The 21,262-nt window shown below is 41.5% G+C and carries 23 protein-coding genes and 1 other annotated feature; of the genes, 22 read left to right on the top strand and 1 reads right to left on the bottom strand.

Annotation, left to right across the window (positions count from 1 at the left end):
* Nucleotides 1–7: 7 nt before the first annotated feature.
* Genes prmA through mtaB form a run of 3 tightly spaced genes read left to right on the top strand, consistent with a single transcriptional unit; the run spans nt 8 to nt 3,095 of the window.
* Nucleotides 8–943, top strand: a complete 936-nt coding sequence (gene prmA, locus NST59_RS11665; RefSeq protein WP_024423032.1) for a 50S ribosomal protein L11 methyltransferase — start codon at nt 8–10, stop codon at nt 941–943.
* Between the two features lie 23 nt (nt 944–966).
* Complete coding sequence (locus NST59_RS11660) at nt 967–1,737, top strand: 16S rRNA (uracil(1498)-N(3))-methyltransferase (RefSeq protein ID WP_024427953.1); 771 nt, start codon at nt 967–969, stop codon at nt 1,735–1,737.
* Complete coding sequence (gene mtaB, locus NST59_RS11655) at nt 1,737–3,095, top strand: tRNA (N(6)-L-threonylcarbamoyladenosine(37)-C(2))-methylthiotransferase MtaB (protein ID WP_058839061.1); 1,359 nt, start codon at nt 1,737–1,739, stop codon at nt 3,093–3,095. Before NST59_RS11660 ends, mtaB begins: the two co-directional genes overlap by 1 nt.
* 41 nt (nt 3,096–3,136) lie before the next feature.
* Here mtaB and NST59_RS11650 read toward each other — a convergent pair whose 3' ends face one another.
* On the bottom strand, nt 3,137–4,066 hold the full coding sequence (locus NST59_RS11650; protein ID WP_144490326.1) for a Na/Pi symporter: 930 nt from the start codon (nt 4,064–4,066) through the stop codon (nt 3,137–3,139).
* Between the two features lie 182 nt (nt 4,067–4,248).
* Between NST59_RS11650 and rpsU the strand changes: the two genes are divergently transcribed.
* From rpsU to NST59_RS11555, 19 genes are all read left to right on the top strand, one after another.
* The gene (rpsU, locus tag NST59_RS11645) at nt 4,249–4,422 is read left to right on the top strand and encodes a 30S ribosomal protein S21 (RefSeq protein ID WP_003152957.1); all 174 of its coding nucleotides are present in this window, start codon (nt 4,249–4,251) and stop codon (nt 4,420–4,422) included.
* A gap of 14 nt (nt 4,423–4,436) precedes the next feature.
* Entirely contained in the window at nt 4,437–4,886 is a 450-nt protein-coding gene (locus NST59_RS11640) for a GatB/YqeY domain-containing protein (RefSeq protein WP_041086254.1), read from the top strand.
* Nucleotides 4,887–5,027: 141 nt separating this feature from the next.
* Nucleotides 5,028–6,341: an NfeD family protein gene (locus tag NST59_RS11635; protein ID WP_058839062.1), complete on the top strand. Its 1,314-nt coding sequence runs from the start codon at nt 5,028–5,030 to the stop codon at nt 6,339–6,341.
* A 27-nt stretch (nt 6,342–6,368) separates the two neighbouring features.
* Entirely contained in the window at nt 6,369–7,361 is a 993-nt protein-coding gene (floA, locus tag NST59_RS11630) for a flotillin-like protein FloA (protein WP_024423026.1), read from the top strand.
* A 31-nt stretch (nt 7,362–7,392) separates the two neighbouring features.
* A complete protein-coding gene (locus tag NST59_RS11625) occupies nt 7,393–7,890 on the top strand; it encodes a hypothetical protein (protein WP_039180054.1) in 498 nt (165 codons plus the stop codon).
* 203 nt (nt 7,891–8,093) lie between these two features.
* Nucleotides 8,094–8,375, top strand: coding sequence for a sporulation protein YqfC (gene yqfC, locus NST59_RS11620; protein ID WP_012010618.1), 282 nt, complete (start codon nt 8,094–8,096; stop codon nt 8,373–8,375).
* 18 nt (nt 8,376–8,393) lie between these two features.
* The gene (gene yqfD / locus NST59_RS11615) at nt 8,394–9,584 is read left to right on the top strand and encodes a sporulation protein YqfD (RefSeq protein ID WP_039180053.1); all 1,191 of its coding nucleotides are present in this window, start codon (nt 8,394–8,396) and stop codon (nt 9,582–9,584) included.
* A gap of 3 nt (nt 9,585–9,587) precedes the next feature.
* Nucleotides 9,588–10,547, top strand: coding sequence for a PhoH family protein (locus NST59_RS11610; protein WP_039180050.1), 960 nt, complete (start codon nt 9,588–9,590; stop codon nt 10,545–10,547).
* Between the two features lie 114 nt (nt 10,548–10,661).
* Nucleotides 10,662–12,773 (top strand): HD family phosphohydrolase, encoded by a 2,112-nt coding sequence (locus tag NST59_RS11605; RefSeq protein WP_442852931.1) that lies wholly within the window; start codon nt 10,662–10,664, stop codon nt 12,771–12,773.
* A complete protein-coding gene (ybeY, locus tag NST59_RS11600; protein ID WP_024423021.1) occupies nt 12,774–13,253 on the top strand; it encodes an rRNA maturation RNase YbeY in 480 nt (159 codons plus the stop codon).
* On the top strand, nt 13,231–13,617 hold the full coding sequence (locus NST59_RS11595) for a diacylglycerol kinase family protein (RefSeq protein WP_024423020.1): 387 nt from the start codon (nt 13,231–13,233) through the stop codon (nt 13,615–13,617). The genes ybeY and NST59_RS11595 overlap by 23 nt, the downstream gene beginning before the upstream one ends.
* Before the next feature lie 113 nt (nt 13,618–13,730).
* A complete protein-coding gene (locus NST59_RS11590) occupies nt 13,731–14,129 on the top strand; it encodes a cytidine deaminase (protein WP_008356263.1) in 399 nt (132 codons plus the stop codon).
* Nucleotides 14,122–15,027 (top strand): GTPase Era, encoded by a 906-nt coding sequence (era, locus tag NST59_RS11585; protein ID WP_007501305.1) that lies wholly within the window; start codon nt 14,122–14,124, stop codon nt 15,025–15,027. The genes NST59_RS11590 and era overlap by 8 nt, the downstream gene beginning before the upstream one ends.
* 148 nt (nt 15,028–15,175) lie before the next feature.
* On the top strand, nt 15,176–15,319 hold the full coding sequence (locus NST59_RS11580) for a YqzL family protein (protein ID WP_003217288.1): 144 nt from the start codon (nt 15,176–15,178) through the stop codon (nt 15,317–15,319).
* A gap of 35 nt (nt 15,320–15,354) precedes the next feature.
* Nucleotides 15,355–16,125, top strand: coding sequence for a DNA repair protein RecO (gene recO / locus NST59_RS11575; RefSeq protein WP_047202320.1), 771 nt, complete (start codon nt 15,355–15,357; stop codon nt 16,123–16,125).
* 39 nt (nt 16,126–16,164) lie between these two features.
* Nucleotides 16,165–16,342, top strand: a binding site (T-box leader).
* A gap of 113 nt (nt 16,343–16,455) precedes the next feature.
* A complete protein-coding gene (gene glyQ / locus NST59_RS11570) occupies nt 16,456–17,343 on the top strand; it encodes a glycine--tRNA ligase subunit alpha (protein WP_012010611.1) in 888 nt (295 codons plus the stop codon).
* A complete protein-coding gene (glyS, locus tag NST59_RS11565; RefSeq protein WP_341040615.1) occupies nt 17,336–19,381 on the top strand; it encodes a glycine--tRNA ligase subunit beta in 2,046 nt (681 codons plus the stop codon). The genes glyQ and glyS overlap by 8 nt, the downstream gene beginning before the upstream one ends.
* Before the next feature lie 167 nt (nt 19,382–19,548).
* Nucleotides 19,549–20,187: a helix-turn-helix transcriptional regulator gene (locus NST59_RS11560; RefSeq protein ID WP_039180035.1), complete on the top strand. Its 639-nt coding sequence runs from the start codon at nt 19,549–19,551 to the stop codon at nt 20,185–20,187.
* Nucleotides 20,188–20,212: 25 nt separating this feature from the next.
* Nucleotides 20,213–21,034: a pyruvate, water dikinase regulatory protein gene (locus NST59_RS11555; RefSeq protein ID WP_341040614.1), complete on the top strand. Its 822-nt coding sequence runs from the start codon at nt 20,213–20,215 to the stop codon at nt 21,032–21,034.
* Nucleotides 21,035–21,262 lie beyond the last annotated feature (228 nt).

Here is a 21,262-nt window from a genome sequence, read left to right as displayed (position 1 = left end):
GGTAGTATTGAAGTGGTCAGAAATTAGCGTCCATACAACAAATGAAGCGGTGGAACCGATCACCAATATTTTGCATGAAGCAGGTGCAAGTGGTGTCGTGATTGAGGACCCGCTTGATTTAGTCAAGGAACGTGAAAATGTATACGGTGAGATCTACCAGCTCGATCCGAATGACTATCCGGATGAAGGTGTCATTGTCAAAGCCTATCTTCCAATGAACAGCTTTTTGATGGAAACGGTAGATGAGATCAAAGAAGCCATCAACAATCTTCTTCTATACGATATTGACCTTGGACGCAATACACTGTCAATTTGTGAAGTAAATGAAGAAGAATGGGCCACCGCATGGAAGAAATACTATCATCCTGTGAAAATTTCTGAAAAATTCACCATCGTTCCAACGTGGGAAGAATATACACCGGTTCATTCTGATGAACTGATTATTGAAATGGACCCTGGAATGGCATTTGGAACAGGTACGCATCCCACAACCGTCCTTTGCATTCAGGCGCTTGAGCGCTATGTAAAGGAAAACGATACGGTGATTGATGTTGGAACAGGCTCTGGGATTTTAAGTGTGGCAGCAGCAATGCTTGGTGCAAAAGACATTCAAGCCTTTGATCTCGACACCGTTGCGGTAGAAAGTGCGAAGCAAAACATCGAACTAAATGGTGTAAGTGATCAAGTGACGGTCAAACAAAACAACTTGCTTGATGGGATTTCAGGTGAGCGTGATGTGATTGTCGCCAACATTCTGGCAGAAGTAATTTTGCGCTTTACAGATCAAGCCTATGACCTATTGAAGAAAGATGGCTATTTCATTACATCAGGCATCATTGGACAAAAGAAATTACAAGTCAAAACAGCATTAGAAGAAGCAGGTTTTGATATTGTTGAAGTGCTGTCAATGGAAGATTGGGTCAGCATTATAGCGAAAAAATAAAGCGAGTAGGTGTCAGGACACGTATGCAACGATATTTTATCGACCTCACGAAAGAAGAAGTGACGTTAAAGGGAGCCATCGTTATAAAAGGTGAAGATGTACATCATCTTTCCAATGTCATGCGGATGAAAGCAGGGCAGGAGATCCTTTGTTTAACAACAGACGGCTTTGAAGCGCTCAGTAAAATTGATACAATAACAAAGGAAGAAGTGATTTGTCACCTTGAAAGCTGGACAAATCAAGACAGAGAACTTCCAATTCGGGTGACGATCGCAAGCGGTCTTCCAAAAGGAGATAAGCTTGAGCTCATTATCCAAAAAGGCACAGAGCTTGGCGCAAGTGCTTTTATCCCATTTCAAGCGGCTCGTTCTATTACAAAGCTTGACCAAAAAAAGTCACATAAAAAACGAGAGCGCTGGGAGAAAATCGCGAAAGAAGCAGCAGAGCAGTCCTACCGGAATATCATTCCGCGTGTTTATTCAGTATCAACGTTTAAAGAGCTGACGCAATTAGCTGGTGAATTCGATAAATGTGTCGTTGCATACGAAGAATCATCGAAAGAAGGAGAGCAAAGCCGCTTTCAAACTGTGCTTCAACAGATGAAAGGCGGACAAACCTTGTTAGTGGTTTTTGGCCCTGAAGGCGGTTTGGCAGAAAAGGAGATTGAAGAGCTTGAAACGCTTGGTGCAGTCATTTGCGGGCTCGGACCACGCATTTTAAGAACGGAAACCGCTCCTTTATACGCGCTTTCCGCTATATCTTATCAAACAGAGTTATTAAGAGGTGAATCATGATGGGAACAGTAGCGTTCCATACACTTGGCTGTAAGGTCAACCACTATGAAACAGAGGCGATCTGGCAGCTGTTTAAAGAAGCTGGCTATGAAAGAAAAGAGTATGAATCAAAAGCAGACGTATATGTCATTAATACATGTACGGTCACGAATACAGGCGATAAGAAAAGCCGCCAAGTCATTAGAAGAGCCATTCGTCATAACCCGGATGGTGTCATTTGTGTAACTGGCTGCTATGCGCAAACATCTCCAGCAGAAATCATGGCGATTCCTGGTGTTGATATTGTGGTTGGAACACAGGACAGACATAAATTACTAGGTTATATAGAAGAATATCGCAGAGAAAGACAGCCGATCAACGGGGTTGGCAATATCATGAAAGCACGTGTGTTTGAAGAACTTGATGTTCCTGCCTTTACAGACAGAACGCGCGCTTCATTAAAAATCCAAGAAGGCTGTAACAACTTCTGTACATTCTGTATTATTCCTTGGGCACGCGGCCTTCTTCGTTCTCGCGATCCAGAAGAAGTCATCAATCAAGCTCAGCAGCTTGTTGATGCAGGCTATAAAGAAATTGTGCTTACAGGTATTCACACAGGCGGATACGGAGAAGACTTAAAGGATTATAACTTTGCGAAGCTTCTGAGAGCATTAGATGAACGTGTTATTGGCTTAAAACGAATCCGTATTTCATCTATTGAAGCTAGTCAAATTACAGATGAAGTGATTGAAGTGCTTGATCAGTCAGATAAAATTGTCAGACACTTACACATCCCGCTTCAATCTGGCTCAAATACTGTGCTAAAAAGAATGCGCCGTAAATATACGATGGAATTCTTTGCAGAGCGTTTAACAAAGCTGAAAAAAGCATTGCCAGGACTTGCTGTCACCTCTGATGTAATCGTAGGATTCCCTGGGGAAACAGAAGAAGAGTTCTTGGAAACGTACAATTTTGTCAAAGACCATCAATTCTCTGAGCTGCACGTCTTCCCTTACAGCAAACGTACAGGTACGCCGGCTGCAAGAATGGAAGATCAAGTGGATGAAAATGTGAAAAACGAACGTGTACACCGTTTGATCGCTCTTTCTGACCAGCTTGCGAAAGAGTATGCATCTGCATATGAAGGTGATGTGCTAGAAATTATTCCGGAAGAATCCTTCAAAGAACAAGAAGGAAACCACAATCTTTATGTTGGTTATACCGATAACTATATGAAGGTTGTTTTTGAAGGAACAGAGGACATGATCGGCCGTCTGGTCAAAGTGAAAATTACGAAAGCGGGCTATCCTTATAACGAAGGACAATTCGTTCGCATCAGCGATGATGTGCAGCCAGACAAAGTGAGAATGACCTCATAATAGATAAAAAACCGGCACCCAAAAAGGTAAGCCGGTTTCTTTTATTTTGACTGATTCGGCATGAGACACAAGATCAATGCGTGAAAAGGGCGTATGAACGGGAAGAAGAGGAGAGAGCTTGCCACATTAAACAGCAGGCTGAAATGCGCAATCTGCTGGGCGGGTGAGCTTGCGAGAAGGGCGACAACCTCTGTGATCAGGGCGAGAAACGGGAGGCATAAAAGAACACCGAGCACATTAAACACGACGTGTGCATAAGCCGTTTGACGTGCTGCGTAGCCGCCAGATATCGCAGCCATCACAGCCGTAATACATGTCCCAATATTGGAACCTAACACAAAGCTGATGCCTTCCTGAAGTGCCACAGTTCCCTCATTCATAAATCCCATTAAAATACCGATACAGACGGAGCTCGAATGAACAATCGCTGTGAAAATGGTACCCGAAAGCAGCGCTGTCCAGTCTGAATGCTGCATCATTTCAAGAAAATGCAATGTCTCAGGCTGGCTTGTCATCATCCCTGCAATTTTTGAAAAGCCTTGAATGCAAAAAAAGATCATTCCGAGCCCAAATAAACTTTTTCCTGCATGTCTAAAAGATGTCCTGCCAAAAAGGGTGCATACAAGACCGGCTATGATCAAAACCCACATGAACACGTCCATTTTAATAGCGATAAATTCTGTCGTAAACGTGGAGCCAATATTGGTTCCAAGAATCATAGGGATTGATTTTTTAAAAGAGAGAATTCCTGTACTGACAAAGCCAATGACGATGACCATAAATGCCGAACTGCTTTGTAGAACCCCTGTAAACACAATGCTGACCAAGAATGCTTTGACCGGGTGATCTGTAAAGAGAAGAAGTGATTTCTCAATACGAGACGACGCAAGCGCCATTAATCCTTTTCTCAGCAAACCCATTGACCATAAAAAAATGAAAATAAGTGCACAAAAATAAATGATCGCCATCATAGAAAAGTCCTCCTCTTATCAATGAATATATGGACTTGTCTACCTGCTCATGACGAAAATATATTTCCAAATCACTTAGTTGACCTCACACAAGGCTTATATTATAATGTCTAGGTACATGTTTTGCATGTATATCTTTTTTTAATGCAGTCGATTGGTGTATTCGGAGGGAGGGAAAGAGAATGTCAAAAACGGTCGTTAGAAAAAACGAATCGCTTGAAGATGCTCTTCGTCGCTTTAAACGCAGTGTATCCAAAACTGGAACATTGCAAGAAGCAAGAAAGCGTGAATTTTATGAAAAGCCTAGCGTAAAGCGCAAGAAAAAGTCTGAAGCTGCTAGAAAACGTAAATTCTAAAGAGGGTGGATTTTATGAGTCTTCTTGAGCAATTAAATTCTGATATGAAGCTTATGATGAAAAACCGTGAGAAAGACAAGCTTGTTGTCATTCGTATGGTAAAGGCTTCGCTGCAAAATGAAGCAATTAAGCTTAAGAAAGACAGTTTGACCGGCGATGAGGAACTAACCGTCCTTTCCCGCGAGATTAAGCAACGTAAAGACTCCCTCCATGAATTTTCGAAAGCTAATCGCTTAGATTTAGTAGATAAAGTTCAAAAAGAGATTGACATCTTAGACGTTTATTTACCTGAACAGCTTTCTGAAGAAGAACTGCAAACGATCGTGAAAGAAACGATTGCTGAAACAGGTGCTTCCTCAAAGGCTGACATGGGTAAAGTCATGAGCGCTATTATGCCAAAAGTAAAAGGTAAAGCTGATGGAGCTGTCATTAACAGACTTGTCAGCGAGCAGCTGTCTCAATAAAAAAGTATCCTTCTATTGTTAGAAGGGTACTTTTTTTATGCCTTCATGATTCTGTCATATAAAAATGAAACCTATGATACATTTGTAACGTATGTAAAGGAACAGTAAAATGGAAGAAAGAGAGGAGGGATCACCAAATAGATGAAAAAAATAAAAATTTCTATTGCTCTCTTCAGTTGTTTTATAATATGCTTGTTATTAGGGGTTCAATTGACCGCGAAATCAGCAGATCAGAAAGTTCATGTTATCCCAATTGAAGATACAGTAGAAAAAGGACTTTCTAAATTCATTGAACGATCGTTTGAGCAGGCAAAGGCGGAACGGGCGAAGCATATTATTCTCGACATCAATACACCGGGTGGTGCAGTCGATGCAGCGCTTGAGATCGCAGATACCATTCGCGCTTCCGATATCCCAGTGACAGCGTTTGTCAATCATAGAGCGCTTTCAGCCGGGGCCTTCATCGCGCTAAATGCCGATCAAATTTATATGACCCCGAATGGAAAGATGGGGGCTGCTGCGATCATTGATGGAGAAGGTAATGCTGCCGATCAAAAATCTGAATCTCTATGGCTTGCTGAAATGAGTGATGCTGCCGAAAAGCAGGGGCGTGATCCAAAGTATGCTCTTGCCATGGCGGATGTAGATATAGACGCAAAAGAAGCCGGTGCACCAAAAGGGGAATTGCTCACCTTTAACACAGACCGGGCGCTTCAATTCGGGTATGCAGAAGGTGAAGCAAAAAATATGGATGACTTGCTTCAGAAGCTGAAATTAACAGACGCTTCTGTTCAATACGATGAAGTGAGCTTTGCTGAAAAGGTTGCGCGTTTTCTTACGCACCCAATTGTCATTCCGATCCTTTTATCCATTGCAAGTTTAGGGTTAATTGTTGAGCTCTATTCTCCTGGCTTTGGGGTTCCGGGCACCATGGGAGTGACAGCGCTTCTTTTATTCTTTTATGGTCATCTCGTGGCAGGTTTTGCAGGATATGAGACGTTGTTCCTGTTTTTAGCAGGGATTGCACTCATCATTCTGGAATTGTTTTTGCCAGGGGGAATCGTAGGAGTCATTGGACTGATCTGTGTCGTTGTCAGCTTATTTTTAGCAGCTGGAAGCTTTACAGAAATGGCGATTTCCATCTTGATTGCCACTGCTGTTTCAATCATAGCAGTTATTTTATTGACAAAGGTGTTGGGGAAACGTATGAAATTTTTTAAAAAGTTCATTTTAACCGATTCAACCAATAAGGAAAGCGGTTATGTCTCAAATGAAACAAGAGAAGATCTTGTTGGACAAATCGCAGTGACAGCAACTGCACTTCGTCCATCTGGTACGATCGTATTCGGAGATGAACGCATTGATGTTGTGTCAGAAGGTGCATTTATCGATAAGGATGAACAAGTAAAAATTGTGAAAGCGGAAGGCTCACGCATTGTCGTGAGGAAAGTATAGATATACTGATTTTAGAGGAGGAATAAAATGGATCCATCTACTTTACTATTATTTGTGATTATCGCAGCAGGTTTGATTGTTCTTTCGATCTTTTTCACCTTTGTACCGGTGATGCTGTGGATTTCTGCCCTAGCGGCTGGCGTAAAAGTGAGCATTTTTACACTTGTAGGAATGAGACTGCGCCGAGTCATTCCAAACCGAGTGGTCAACCCGCTCATCAAAGCACATAAAGCAGGTCTTGATGTGACGATTAACCAGCTGGAGAGCCACTATCTTGCAGGTGGTAACGTGGACAGAGTTGTGAACGCATTAATTGCAGCTCAACGCGCGAATATCGAATTGAACTTTGCCCGCTGTGCAGCCATCGACCTAGCAGGACGTGATGTACTAGAAGCAGTTCAAATGAGTGTAAACCCTAAAGTCATTGAAACACCATTTATCTCTGGTGTTGCGATGGATGGGATTGAAGTCAAAGCAAAAGCACGTATTACAGTTCGTGCAAACATCGACCGTCTTGTCGGTGGTGCAGGGGAAGAAACAATTATTGCCCGTGTAGGTGAAGGGATTGTCTCGACAATCGGTTCATCAGATAATCATAAAAAGGTTCTTGAGAATCCTGATATGATTTCTCAAACGGTTCTTGGTAAAGGATTAGATTCAGGTACTGCATTTGAAATTCTTTCGATTGATATCGCAGATGTGGATATCGGTAAAAACATCGGGGCGATTCTGCAAACAGACCAAGCAGAAGCAGACAAAAACATTGCACAGGCGAAAGCAGAAGAACGCCGCGCAATGGCTGTTGCACAAGAGCAAGAGATGCGTGCGAAAGTTGAAGAAATGCGCGCGAAAGTTGTAGAAGCAGAGGCTGAAGTACCACTTGCAATGGCTGAAGCATTACGTGAAGGCAATATTGGTGTCATGGACTACATGAACATTAAAAATATCGATGCTGATACGGACATGAGAGATTCATTTGGTAAAATGACAAAAGGTCCATCTGATAATGAAAACAAATAAGCATCCTCTCACGCTTTAAGGAGGGAGCCCATTGGACATTCTATTTGAAAATCCGCTACTAATTGCGATTATCATCGGTATCATCTCTGCCGTCTTTGGGAAGATCGGCAAACAAGAGGAAAACGAAGAGCAGAATCAGCAAAAGAAGCCCGCTCCTCAGCGTAAGCCGGTGCCCCAGAAGCAAACAAAGCAAACAAGTCCAGATCCAGTCGTGACGGATCAGCTGGACGATTTCGGTGATGTACATGATCATGGCGGGATGAAGAAAAAAACTTCTCAGTCCTTACAAGATCGCTATACGGCTACACTTGCCGAAATGGAAGAAAGAAAAAACGAGTTGAACAAAGAGTTTCAATCGCTTGAAAGAGAGCTGACAAGGCCAAAGGCTGCATCTGCTGAAGTGAGGCCAAAAGTCATTGAGAATCTGAACCAAGATACAATTGTTCAAGGAATGATCCTTGGAGAAGTATTTGGAGAGCCGCGCGCGAAAAAGCCGCACAGAACGATGAAACGGCCATATAAAAGATAAAGAAGAAAGCCCCCTTCAAAAAAGGGGGCTTTTTTTGTCTGATAACGATTTTTCATAAAGAAAATGCTGAAACGGCTGTTTTACGGGATTCATTAGCATGATATGAACCCCTGAGGAATAGGATGATATAGAGGCTTTCTCATCAGTCTCACCATCTTTCAGTTTGATCTCATACACATGAGGTGGGAAGGGGTTCTTATTGAATGGGAAAAAGAAAAAATCGACTTAAAGCATGGCTGACAAGAACACTTGAAATCCCTCCAGACGTGATGATGGATCTTCCCCGTATTACGATGGTTGGCAGACTCCACATTTACATAGAGAACCATAAAGGGCTTTTGCTTTTCAGTGATCAAGAGGTAAGGCTGATGCTCAAACAGGGACAATGCATTATTTCAGGGAAAGATTTTGTGATTAAAACGATTTTGCCAGAAGAGATTTTATTGGAAGGGAAAATCGATGAGGTCCGTTATATTGATTCTTAACTGACGGAGGGGAGAAGCGTGAAGAATAAATGGTTCGGCTATTTTATTGGCAGAGTGGAAGTGGAGATCAAAGGAAATGGCATTGAGCGGCTCATCAATGAGTGCACGAGGCAGGGGATCACAATGTTTCAAGTGAGCCGCCGTCAAGACAGCGTGCGCTTATTTATTCGCCTATCAGATGTACATGCCTTCAGAAAGGTACGCAGACATCATGACGTGACATGTTCATTTCATCAAAAGAAGGGCTTTCCGTTTCTACTTCTTTGGTCAAGGAAGAATATCGGATTTACCCTTGGGATTGTATGCTTTCTAGTGACGATATTTGCTCTTTCAAACATGGTATGGAAAATTGATATTAAAGGAGCCAATCCAGAAACTGAACATCAAATGAGAAAGCATTTAGACGACATTGGGGTGCAAAAAGGACGTTTTCAGTTTCTAATGGGAACACCTGAAAAAATTCAAAAATCCCTGACAACCAATATTCAAAGCATCACATGGGTCGGCGTTGAACTAAACGGCACAACCTTTCAAATGAAAGTTGTGGAAAAAAATGAACCCGAAAAAGAAAAATACACGAGTCCTCAGCATATCGTCGCCAAGAAAAAGGCTGTCATCACGAGAATGTATGTAGAAAAAGGGGAGCCGCTCGCCGCGGTTGATGAACATGTAAAGAAAGGACAGATGCTTGTCTCTGGACTCATTGGCAGCGAAGATCAGCAGAAAACGGTAGGAGCCAAAGCGAAAATCTATGGTGAAACGTGGTATCGTTCTGAAGTTTCTGTCCCTCTTCGAACATCTTTTGACGTCTTTACGGGTAAAATGAAGACAAAGCACAAGCTCTCCGCATTTGGAGGCTCACTGCCATTTTGGGGCTTTTCTTTTAAAAAGGATGATTTCAAGCAGCCAAAAACAGAAACAGAAGTTCATCCGCTTCATTTCTTAAACATGCAGCTCCCATTCTCTTATGAAAAGGAAATCACACGTGAAAGTGAGAAAATAAATCGAGAATACACAAATAAAGAAGCGGTTCAAGCAGGGATTAAAATGGGTAAAAAAGAATTAGAAGAGAAGCTAGGTCAAACAGGAGAGGTGAAAAGTGAAAAAGTTTTGCACGAGACAACAGGGAATGGTAAAGTTAAGTTAATCATCCTTTACCAAGTAATAGAAGATATTGTTCAACCAACACCTATTGTTCAGGGAGACTAGAGAATGACAGAACATTTACTTGAGATTCAACAAAAATTGGATAGTCCAAACGAAGCGATTGCTTTATTTGGCAATCAAGATGCTTATCTGAAACTAATGGAAAACGAGCTGAACGTCTCCGTTATTACGCGTGGAGAAAAAGTGTATGTTTCTGGTGAGGAAGCATCAAGAGATACAGTAAGCCGTTTGATCACATCTCTTTTACATCTCATCCGTAAAGGAATCGAGATATCTGAACGGGATGTCGTCTATGCCATTAAAATGGCGCAAAAAAACAAGCTGAATTATTTTGAGAATATGTATGAAGATGAAATTACGAAAAATGCCAAAGGAAAGTCGATCAGGGTGAAAACAATCGGCCAGCGGGAATATGCTGCGGCGATGAAAAAAGATGACCTGGTCTTTGGAATTGGACCAGCTGGTACAGGGAAGACGTATTTGGCAGTCGTCAATGCGGTACATTCATTAAAAAATGGACATGTGAAACGGATTATCCTGACAAGACCAGCTGTTGAAGCAGGAGAGAGTCTTGGCTTTTTACCAGGCGATCTAAAGGAAAAGGTAGATCCTTATTTAAGACCACTATATGATGCCTTGCATGATGTGCTTGGCAGTGATCATACGGAACGTTTAATCGAGCGCGGCGTGATTGAAATAGCGCCCCTTGCCTATATGAGAGGCCGGACGCTTGATGATGCATTTGTTATTTTAGATGAAGCGCAGAATACAACACCTGCCCAAATGAAAATGTTTTTGACGAGACTTGGCTTTGGTTCTAAAATGGTCATTACAGGAGATATTACACAGATTGATCTGCCAAAGGGCATGCAGTCAGGTCTTGCGGCTGCAAAGGACATGCTTGCAGATATCAAGGGCATCTCATTTATTGAATTAGACCAGACAGATGTGGTCAGACACCCGCTTGTGGCGAAGATCATTGGCGCATACGAAAAGCAAAAATGAACTGAGTGACCCGATCGTCTTCATCGGGTCATTTTGTTTCGATCGTGGTTTAAAGTAAAAAAGGAGGTACTTTCCTTGAGAAAGAATCAAAAAGGCAGTAAGCGCAAAAGACTGCTGTCTAAAAAAGAACCTCAGAAAATGGAGCGCTCACGTTATTTAAATGTTTTGCTGTACGCTGCTTTAGCAGCCATTTTATTCGTGGTGCTCTTCTTCCATGTTAAGCCTGAATCGCTCGACTTAGATTTATTTTCTGTGAGCGAACAGACCATCTATTCTCCGTCAACTGTTGATGATCAAGAAGCGACAGAAGAAAAGAAACAAGAAGCAACAGATCAAGTAGAAGATCAATATACGCTCAAAAAAGCGTATTCTGATAATCGTGTAGACCTCATCTCATCCCTCTTTGAAGCCATTAAAGAAGAGAAGAAAGCAGCTGATGATAAAGAGAAAGCGCCATCAGATCAAGAAATGGTCAAGCGTGTCAAAGAAAAGCTCACAACAGATATGCAGGAAGCTGTTTCGGATCAATCCATCAAAGCACTGCTTCAGGCAAGTGATGAGAATCTCTCATTTACTAAGGATTCCATCATCACAGTGGTGAATTCACTGATGAGTAAAGAAATCACAGCAGCGAAATTACAAGATGAGAAAAAACAAGTCAAAACAGAACTTGAAAACAATTCGATTCCATCAAAATACTTAAATGCAGCGAAAGAAATCGGTGAATTTGCGATCATCCCAAACTATGTATTTGACCCAGTGGCAACAGAGAAGAAAAGACAGGAAGCGGCTGACAATATTCAGCCTGTGCAAATTAAGCAAGGGCAAATCTTAGTTGAAGAAGGAGAGCTCATCGACCGGGAAGTTTATCGCAAATTAGAACTCACGGGTCTATTAAACAGCTCAAATTTATTTAAGCCTGTAAGTGGTCTTTTCATATTAATTGGCCTGTTCTTAGCAGCGATTATTCATTCCCTTGAATCGAGAAAAAAGTCGCTTGTTCATAAGAATAAATCATTACTGCTCTACTCGCTTATTTTTACGATTATTTTAATTATCATGGAAGTGTTCAGCCTCTTCCAGGAAACGAAATATACGACGATAGGCTATGTTGTGCCAGTGGCACTTGGCACGATGCTGATCAAACTGCTCATTAATGAGCGGTTAGCAATCTTCTCCGGTCTTGTATTTGCTCTTTGCGGCAGTATGATGTTTAATCAAGGAGTAACCGGCGTCTTTAACTATGTGATCTGCGCTTATTATCTGATGAGCGGGATGGCAGGTATTTTATTTTTAAGAAAACATAATGCAAGATCAAAAATATTGCAGGCTGGGCTTTTGGTGGCCTTGGTGAATGTGCTTATGGTTTTATCCATTACACTGATCCAAAACTCTTCACCATCAGGGCTTGAAATCGGTGTGAACCTCATGATGGCGATTGTGTCAGGGTTTGCATCATCTATCTTGGTCATTGGCTTAATGCCTGTTTTTGAGAGCATGTTTGGCATTCTTTCCACAATGAAGCTGATTGAATTATCTAACCCAAATCATCCGTTGCTCAAAAAGATTTTAACTGAGACACCAGGTACATATCATCATAGTGTCATGGTGGCGAATTTAGCGGATGCTGCATGTGAAGCAGTCGGTGCAAACGGTCTTTTAGCAAGGGTCGGCGCTTATTATCATGACATTGGGAAAACGAAAAGACCGCAATACTTTATCGAAAACCAAATGAACATTGATAACCCGCATGACAAGCTTTCTCCTCAGCTGAGTAAAAATATTATTATTGCCCATACGACAGATGGCGCTGATATGCTGAGAGAAAAGAAGTTTCCTGAAGAGCTTGTCGACATTGCAGAACAGCATCACGGAAAGTCTCTTTTAAAGTTCTTTTACTATAAGGCAAAAGAGCGTGATGATCAGGTGACAGAAGAAGAATTCCGTTACCCTGGTCCAAAGCCGCAATCAAAAGAAGCAGCGATTATTTCTGTGGCTGACAGCGTTGAAGCGGCGGTTCGTTCCATGCATAATCCAAATCCAGAGCGGATTGAAAAGCTTGTCAAAGGCATTATTTCGGATAAAATGCAGGACGGGCAATTTAGTGAATGTGACCTGACATTTAAAGAATTAAATATTATCAGCCAAACAATTTGTACAACATTAAAGGGGATTTTCCATTCTCGGATTGAATATCCAGATGCCCCGAAGCAGAAGGTGAAGTAAATGACATTGTTAATCGATTTAATAGATGAAACAGGACAAGTATCAAAAGAGCAGCTTGAAGAAGTGGAAAAGCTTCTTCAGTTTGCTGCAGACGAACTTGAGGTCAAGGATCAAGCGGAAGTATCAGTGACGATCGTTTCGAATGAAGAGATTCATCAAATCAATAAAGAATACCGCGGAAAAGACGCGCCAACAGATGTGATCTCCTTTGCACTTGAGGAAGAAGGAGAAGGGGAGATTGAAATCATTGGAGCGGATGATATCCCGCCTGTACTTGGTGACATTATCATTAGTGTAGATCGAACGAAAGAGCAGGCGGAGGAATATGGACATTCCTTTATGAGAGAGCTTGGATTCTTAACGATTCATGGCTTCCTTCATTTGCTCGGGTATGATCATATGACAGAGGAAGATGAAAAAGAAATGTTCGCCAAACAGACAAAAATCTTGGATGATTATGGCCTTTCGAGATCATCGTAAGAAAAGAAGGCCGCTCGCCCGTTTTTTTCGGAGTTTTTATTATGCATTTAGAGGAATATGGCGAACTTTCTTGAATGAACGGAATTTTCGATTTCACACAGTCGCAGCCATCATCGTGGTGATCTGCGGCTTTTGGTTCCGCATTGACCCATTTGAATGGTTGATCGTTCTTCTTCTATGCGGGGGGATGTTTGCGCTTGAACTTGTCAATACAGCCATTGAACATACAGTGGATCTGATGACAGAAGAAAGACACCCGCTTGCAGAGAGGGCGAAGGACGCTGCGGCAGGCGCTGTTTGCGTTTACGCCGCGATTTCGGTTATGATTGGGTTGATCATCTTCTTACCGAAGATCATGCAATAGAACAATATTACTATTTATTAACATTTTTAGAAATGGGCGTGAAAATGTCACGTGAATTATGTAAAATATAAATGTGACAGTGGTACCATTTCTTCTGAAAGTGGGAACTAGGAATGAACAAACAAGAGTTGATTTCAGAAGCAATCAAAGCAAGAGATTTTGCATATGTACCCTATTCTAAATTCAAAGTCGGTGCAGCGTTACTGTCGAATGATGGAAAAGTGTATGGCGGCTGCAACATTGAAAATGCAGCATATGGTATGTGTAATTGTGCGGAAAGAACAGCACTTTTTAAAGCCTATTCAGAAGGCATTACATCTTTTCAAATGTTAGCAGTGGTGGCTGATACAGACCGTCCTGTTTCGCCGTGCGGCGCATGCAGACAGGTCATTTCAGAGCTATGTGCACCTGACATGCCAGTGATTCTAACGAACTTAAAAGGACATATATACGAAACAACAGTAAACGAACTATTGCCAGGAGCATTTTCACCGGAGGATTTAAATGACTAACGAAAGCTTCAAATCAGGATTTGTATCAATTATTGGAAGACCAAATGTAGGGAAATCAACCTTTCTTAATCGTGTTATTGGACAAAAGATCGCCATCATGAGCGATAAGCCCCAAACGACGCGAAACAAAGTGCAAGGTGTCCTGACAACGAACACATCACAAACGATCTTTATCGATACACCGGGGATTCATAAACCTAAGCATAAGCTTGGTGATTTTATGATGAGGGTGGCTCAAAATACACTGAAGGAAGTCGACCTGATCTTATTTATGATCAACGCACAGGAAGGCTATGGAAAAGGTGATGAATTCATCATTGAACGACTAAAGCAAACATCTACACCGGTGTTCCTTGTCGTGAATAAAATTGACCAAATTCATCCAGATGAACTGTTTCTTTTAATTGATGAATACCGTACACGTTATCCATTCAAGGAAATTGTGCCAATTTCAGCTCTTGAAGGAAACAATATCGACACGCTTCTTCAGCAGATTGAAGGTTATCTTCCAGAGGGCCCTCAATTTTATCCGGCAGATCAAGTAACAGATCATCCAGAACGGTTTATTATTTCTGAATTAATTCGTGAAAAAGTGTTGCATTTAACGAGAGAAGAGATTCCGCACAGTATTGCGGTTGCGATTGAATCGATTAAGCCAGATGAAAATGGCAAGATCCATGTCGCGGCAACCATTGTCGTAGAACGTGATTCGCAAAAAGGGATCGTCATTGGTAAACGAGGCAGCTTGTTAAAAGAAGTGGGACAAAAAGCGCGCAGAGATATTGAAGCACTTCTAGGCTCAAAAGTGTATTTAGAGCTTTGGGTCAAAGTTCAGAAGGACTGGCGTAATAAATCCACTCACCTTCGTGACTTCGGATTTAGAGAAGACGAATATTAAAAAATCGCTGCATTTGTCAGTAAATCTGACAATGGTGCGGTTCGATTAGTAAAAATTGTTTATCATGAAATGGAGGTAGCCTGGTCAAGATAAAATTAATATGTTGGATGTAGCGTTGCTGCTTCTAATAAAGAAAGGTGGGGTTTTTATGTTGAATTTTACATGGAACGTATTTTCACAAACAGGAAGCGTTGACACGTATCTGCTTTTCAAAGAGTTAGAAAAGGAGAACCTGGAAAGACCCGATGTACTTGAAGAAGAAATAGCACGATTTGATTTTCCAATTTTATAATTCTTGACCCCCTCCAGCGCTCGGAGTGTAGACAAATGCTCATTAAAAGTGAAGGAATCGTCCTTAGAACAACAGATTATGGCGAAACAAACAAAATTGTCACGCTGCTCACTAGAGAACATGGAAAAATTGGCGTGATGGCAAGAGGCGCAAAAAAATCAAACAGCCGCCTGTCAGCCATAAGCCAGCCGTTTTTATACGGCACCTTTCTTATCCAATCATCAACAGGACTTGGAACGCTCCAGCAAGGCGAAATGATTGAAAGTATGCGGGCCATTCGGGAAGACTTATTTCTGACCGCATATGCCGCATATATGACGGAATTGATTGATAAAGGGACAGAAGAAAAAAAGCCAAACCCTTATTTGTTTGAGCTTCTGCTTCAATCTCTGCGTCATCTCAACGAAGGCACAGATGCTGATATTATTTTATTTATCGTAGAGGTTAAAATGTTATCAGTGATGGGGATGAAGCCTGAACTTGATCAATGTGTTCACTGTGGTCAAAAAGAAGGGCAGTTCCATTTCTCAATAAGAGATAACGGCTTCATTTGCCAAAATTGTTTTTCGAAAGATCCATATAAACTGCCCTTATCCCCCGCAGCTGCAAGGCTGCTCCGTTTGTTTCATTATTTTGATTTATCAAGGCTTGGTCAGGTTGATGTGAAGCCTCAGACGAAACAAGAAATTCGTCAAGTGCTTGATCACTACTATGACGAATATTCCGGCCTCTATTTAAAATCAAAAAAATTCATGAATCAGATGGAATCCATGAAAAAGCTAATGGGTGACGAAAACAAAAGTTGACATCTCCCATGACTTTTTGTAAGATCATCTAAGATAAAATATGTTGCATTGACAGAAAGAAGTACTTACGTAAAATCCATAAAAGCGACCTTAGGGCGGTGTGAGCTAAGGATGGAGGCGTAACGAAAGGCATTCTTGAGCAACGTAAAACAAAGCGGCTGGATGCTACGACACCAGCAAATAGGGTGGAACCGCGGGAAAAACTCTCGTCCCTATGTTTGCAAAGAACCTTGCGAGCATAGAGACGGGAGTTTTTGTGTTCTCTTACAAGGTTCTAATCCCCCCCCGCCATACATAGCGGTTGGTGTAGAAAAGATGGAGGTGCGATCATTGAATATTCAAGACATGATTTTGACGCTGCAAAAGCATTGGTCAAATGAAGGCTGCGTATTAATGCAGGCGTATGACACAGAAAAAGGTGCCGGAACGATGAGTCCATACACGTTCCTCAGAAGCATCGGCCCAGAGCCATGGAAGGTAGCGTATGTAGAGCCTTCAAGACGCCCGGCTGATGGCAGATATGGAGAAAACCCAAATAGATTGTATCAGCATCATCAATTTCAAGTGATCATTAAGCCATCACCTGACAATATTCAAGAACTATATCTTGAATCATTGAAAGCACTTGGCATTGACCCACTGAAACATGATATTCGTTTTGTAGAAGACAACTGGGAAAACCCATCTCTTGGCTGTGCAGGACTTGGCTGGGAAGTATGGCTTGATGGGATGGAAATTACGCAATTCACGTATTTCCAACAAGTCGGCGGATTAGAATGTAAGCCCGTTTCTGTTGAAATCACATACGGTATTGAACGTCTTGCTTCTTACATCCAGGACAAAGAAAATGTCTTCGATCTTGAATGGACAGACGGATTTACGGTCAGAGATTTATTCTTAATGGCTGAATATGAGCACTCTGTTTATACATTTGAAACATCTAATACTGACATGCTGTTCGAGCTATTTACAACCTATGAGAAAGAAGCACACAGTCAAATGGACAAAGGACTTGTTCACCCGGCATACGATTATGTCCTCAAATGCTCTCATACGTTTAACCTGCTCGATGCAAAGGGCGCTATTTCTGTGACTGAGCGGACTGGTTATATCGGAAGAGTGCGTCAGTTAGCAAGAAAAGTAGCCAAAACCTATTATGAAGAACGCGAAAAATTGGGATTCCCTATGCTAAAAGAGGAGGCGGCTTCTCATGAATAAACAAGATGTATTACTTGAAATCGGCTTAGAAGAGATGCCGGCTCGTTTCATGCCAGAGAGCACAAAACAGCTAGGTGAGAAAGTAAAAGCATGGTTTGAAACGCAAAATATTTCATTCGAAGAGACTGCTTTATTCAACTCACCAAGACGTCTTGCTGTACTTGTGAAAGGTGTTGCAGAAAAACAAGAAGACATCAAAGAAGAAGCAAAAGGTCCAGCTAAAAAGATTGCCCAAGATGCTGAAGGCAATTGGACAAAAGCTGCTGAAGGCTTCGCCCGGGGCCAAGGTGCTTCAACAGATGATCTCTATTTCAAAGAGATCAAAGGAGTGGATTATGTCCATGTCCAAAAGTTTCAAGAAGGGAAGCAAGTCAAAGACCTTCTCCCAGCGTTAGGTGAGATCGCTGCTTCATTAAGCTTTCCAAAGAACATGAGATGGGGAAGCGAAGATTTACGCTATATCCGTCCGATTAAATGGATTGTTTGTTTATTTGGACAAGAGATTGTACCTGTTGAAATTGCTGGGGTGAAAAGCGGCCGTGAAACAAGAGGGCACCGTTTCCTTGGTTCGACAGCGAGCATCGACTCACCTGCTTCTTATGAACAAACTTTGCGCGATCAATTTGTGATTGCAGACTCAGATAAAAGAAAACAATTAATTACTGAACAGCTAAATGCACTATCTTCAGAAAAAGGCTGGGTCATTCCTGTTGATCCTGAACTTCTAGAAGAAGTGAACGATCTTGTAGAATATCCAACTGTGCTGTCTGGTTCCTTTGAAGAGGAGTTTCTTGCATTGCCGGAAGAAGTATTGGTGACAACAATGAAAGAGCATCAACGCTACTTCCCTGTGAAAAATGAGCAAGGAGAATTATTGCCGCATTTTATTACAGTCAGAAATGGAAACAGTGAGGCGCTGGAAAATGTCGCAAGAGGGAACGAAAAAGTACTTCGCGCACGTTTATCAGATGCTGCATTCTTCTATAAAGAAGACGAAAAACTAGTGATTGAAGACAATATTAAAAAGCTTGATAAAGTGGTATTCCATGAGAAACTTGGAACAATCGGCGACAAGCTGAAGAGAGTGACAGACATTGCAACCCGTCTAGCGGCGCATGTCGGAGCAGATGACGAAACAACAAAACGTGTGGCTAGAGCAGCAAGTATTTCGAAGTTTGACCTTGTGACTCAAATGGTCTATGAATTCCCTGAATTACAAGGAATCATGGGTGAGAAATATGCAAGAGCTCTTGGTGAACATGAAGAAGTGGCAAGAAGCATTAACGAGCATTATATGCCGCGCTTTGCTGGTGATGAGGCGCCGTCTACTTTGATTGGTGCGATTGTGGCAGTAGCAGATAAGCTCGACTCTATTTGTTCATTCTTCTCAATCGATGTGATCCCTACAGGTTCTCAAGATCCTTATGGACTTAGAAGACAAGCGAGTGGTATCGTTCAAATCCTGCTCGATCGTCATTGGAATATTTCATTTAACGAGCTGTTAGCACTTGCTCAAGTAAAAACAGATCATGAAGCTGCTCTAATTGAATTTTTAACGCATCGTTTAAAATATGTTCTTCAAGCAGAGCATATCCGCCATGATGTTGTTGATGCAGTGCTTGATGTTGAAAATATTGAGCCATATGCAGTTGTCAAAAAAGCAGCTGTTCTTGAAGAGAGTGTAAAACAAGAAAGCTTCAAAGAAACGGCTGAAGCATTGGGACGCGTCATTTCAATCAGTAAAAAAGGCGAAGACACAGAGATTCAGCCTGAACTGTTTGAAAATGAACATGAGCAAAAGCTGTTTGAGGCGTATCAGCAAGTAGAGAAAGCTGTCAAGGAACATGTAGCAGCAGGACAATACAGCTTGGCACTTGAGGCACTGGATACGTTAAAAACACCGATCGTTCATTATTTCGATCACACAATGGTTCATGCGGATGATGAAAAACTGAAGCGAAATCGGTTGGCACAGATGGTCAAACTAGCCAAAGTGATTCAATCATTTGCGAATATGAACAATTTAATTGTAAAATAAATACCTAAGAACGGTTGCCTTTTCCGAAGGGCAATCGTTTTTTACTCATTTAATTCACGGTTTTTGAGTGGATTTTTGTTTCATTCGGACAAAGATGCGCTATAATATGATGAGTTATGAAAATGATATACATAAAATAAAGATTTCGCTCTCTCTATTTAAAGGTGGTGAGTACAATCGAGTTAAATAAACGGCAAGAGCAGATTTTACAGATTGTCAAAGAGAATGGTCCGATCACTGGAGAGCATATCGCCGATCGGCTGAACTTAACAAGGGCGACCCTCAGACCGGATTTAGCCATTTTAACAATGTCAGGCTTTTTAGAAGCAAGACCAAGGGTCGGCTACTTTTTCACAGGAAAAACAGGCACGCAGCTTCTCGCAGATAAGCTGAAAAAACTTCAAGTGAAAGACTTTCAATCCATTCCAGTGGTGATACATGAGAATGTTTCGGTTTATGATGCGATTTGTACGATGTTTTTAGAGGATGTGGGCACATTATTCGTTGTGGACGATCACTCTATTTTAACAGGCGTGTTATCAAGAAAAGACCTCCTTCGCGCAAGTATAGGGAAACAGGAGCTTCCATCTATCCCTGTCCATATTATTATGACAAGAATGCCGAACATCACCGTTTGCCGCAAAGAAGATTTCATTATGGATGTGGCGAAGCACTTGATTGAAAAGCAAATAGATGCACTTCCTGTGATAAAAGATACGGAAAAAGGCTTTGAAGTGGTCGGAAGAATTACGAAAACAAACATGACGAAAATACTTGTCAGCTTATCGGAGAACGAAATAATCTAATGACAGAAGACTGCGAGGGGATGTTATGAGTAATCGCGTAATTTTTGTGGTATCAGATTCAGTAGGAGAAACGGCAGAGCTCGTGGTCAAAGCGGCACTTAGCCAATTTGATGGCGGCTCATCAGACCATTCAAATATTAGAAGAATCCCGTATGTAGAGGATGTTGGTACGATTAAAGAAGTCATTTCACTGGCGAAAGCAGATAATGGGATCGTCTGCTTTACTCTTGTTGTGCCAGAAATGCGCGAATTCTTAATCGAGGAAGCAGAAGCAAACGGTGTTGTTTATTATGACATCATCGGTCCACTCATTGATAAAATGGAGACGGCCTATGGAAATGAAGCGAAACATGAGCCGGGTCGTGTACGTCAATTAGATGAGGACTATTTTAAAAAGGTAGAAGCCATCGAGTTCGCTGTGAAATACGATGACGGCAGAGACCCAAGAGGTATTCTAAAGGCTGATATTGTACTCATTGGTGTATCACGCACGTCCAAGACACCATTATCTCAATATTTGGCGCATAAACGGCTGAAGGTAGCGAACGTACCAATTGTACCTGAAGTTGATCCGCCAGAAGAGTTATTTTCAGTTGATCCGAAGAAATGTATCGGTTTGAAAATTAGTCCAGACAAACTAAATCATATTCGCAAAGAGCGTTTAAAATCTCTTGGTTTAAATGATCGCGCTATTTATGCGAACATTGAGCGGATTAAAGAGGAACTAGAGTATTTTGAAAAAGTGGTTGACCGCATTAACTGTCAAGTCGTTGATGTATCGAATAAAGCAGTTGAAGAAACGGCAAATGTCATTCATCAAATGCTGACCAAAAGAGGTTCCGAATAAACTCAGGATGCTCCTCCTGGGTTTTTCCTATGGTGGGAAACGGGTAAACAAAAACAATAGCATATTTGCTGCATTTGTATTATAATAAAAAATTGTGATAAAATGATTGATTTTAGGTTTAAGTTAAGTCAAGAACGAATAAACTAATATTGGCAGAAGTCAAGTGATTCTGAACATAACTTTTCGACAAAATGAGTTTTACTGTTGATTGCTCTATGGGGGAAAAGT

This window comes from Bacillus sp. FSL R5-0439 (assembly GCF_038008805.1).
GTDB lineage: Bacteria > Bacillota > Bacilli > Bacillales > Bacillaceae > Bacillus > Bacillus safensis.
The sequence above is the reverse complement of the archived record's forward strand: the minus strand, read 5'-3'. Positions and strand labels throughout refer to the sequence as shown.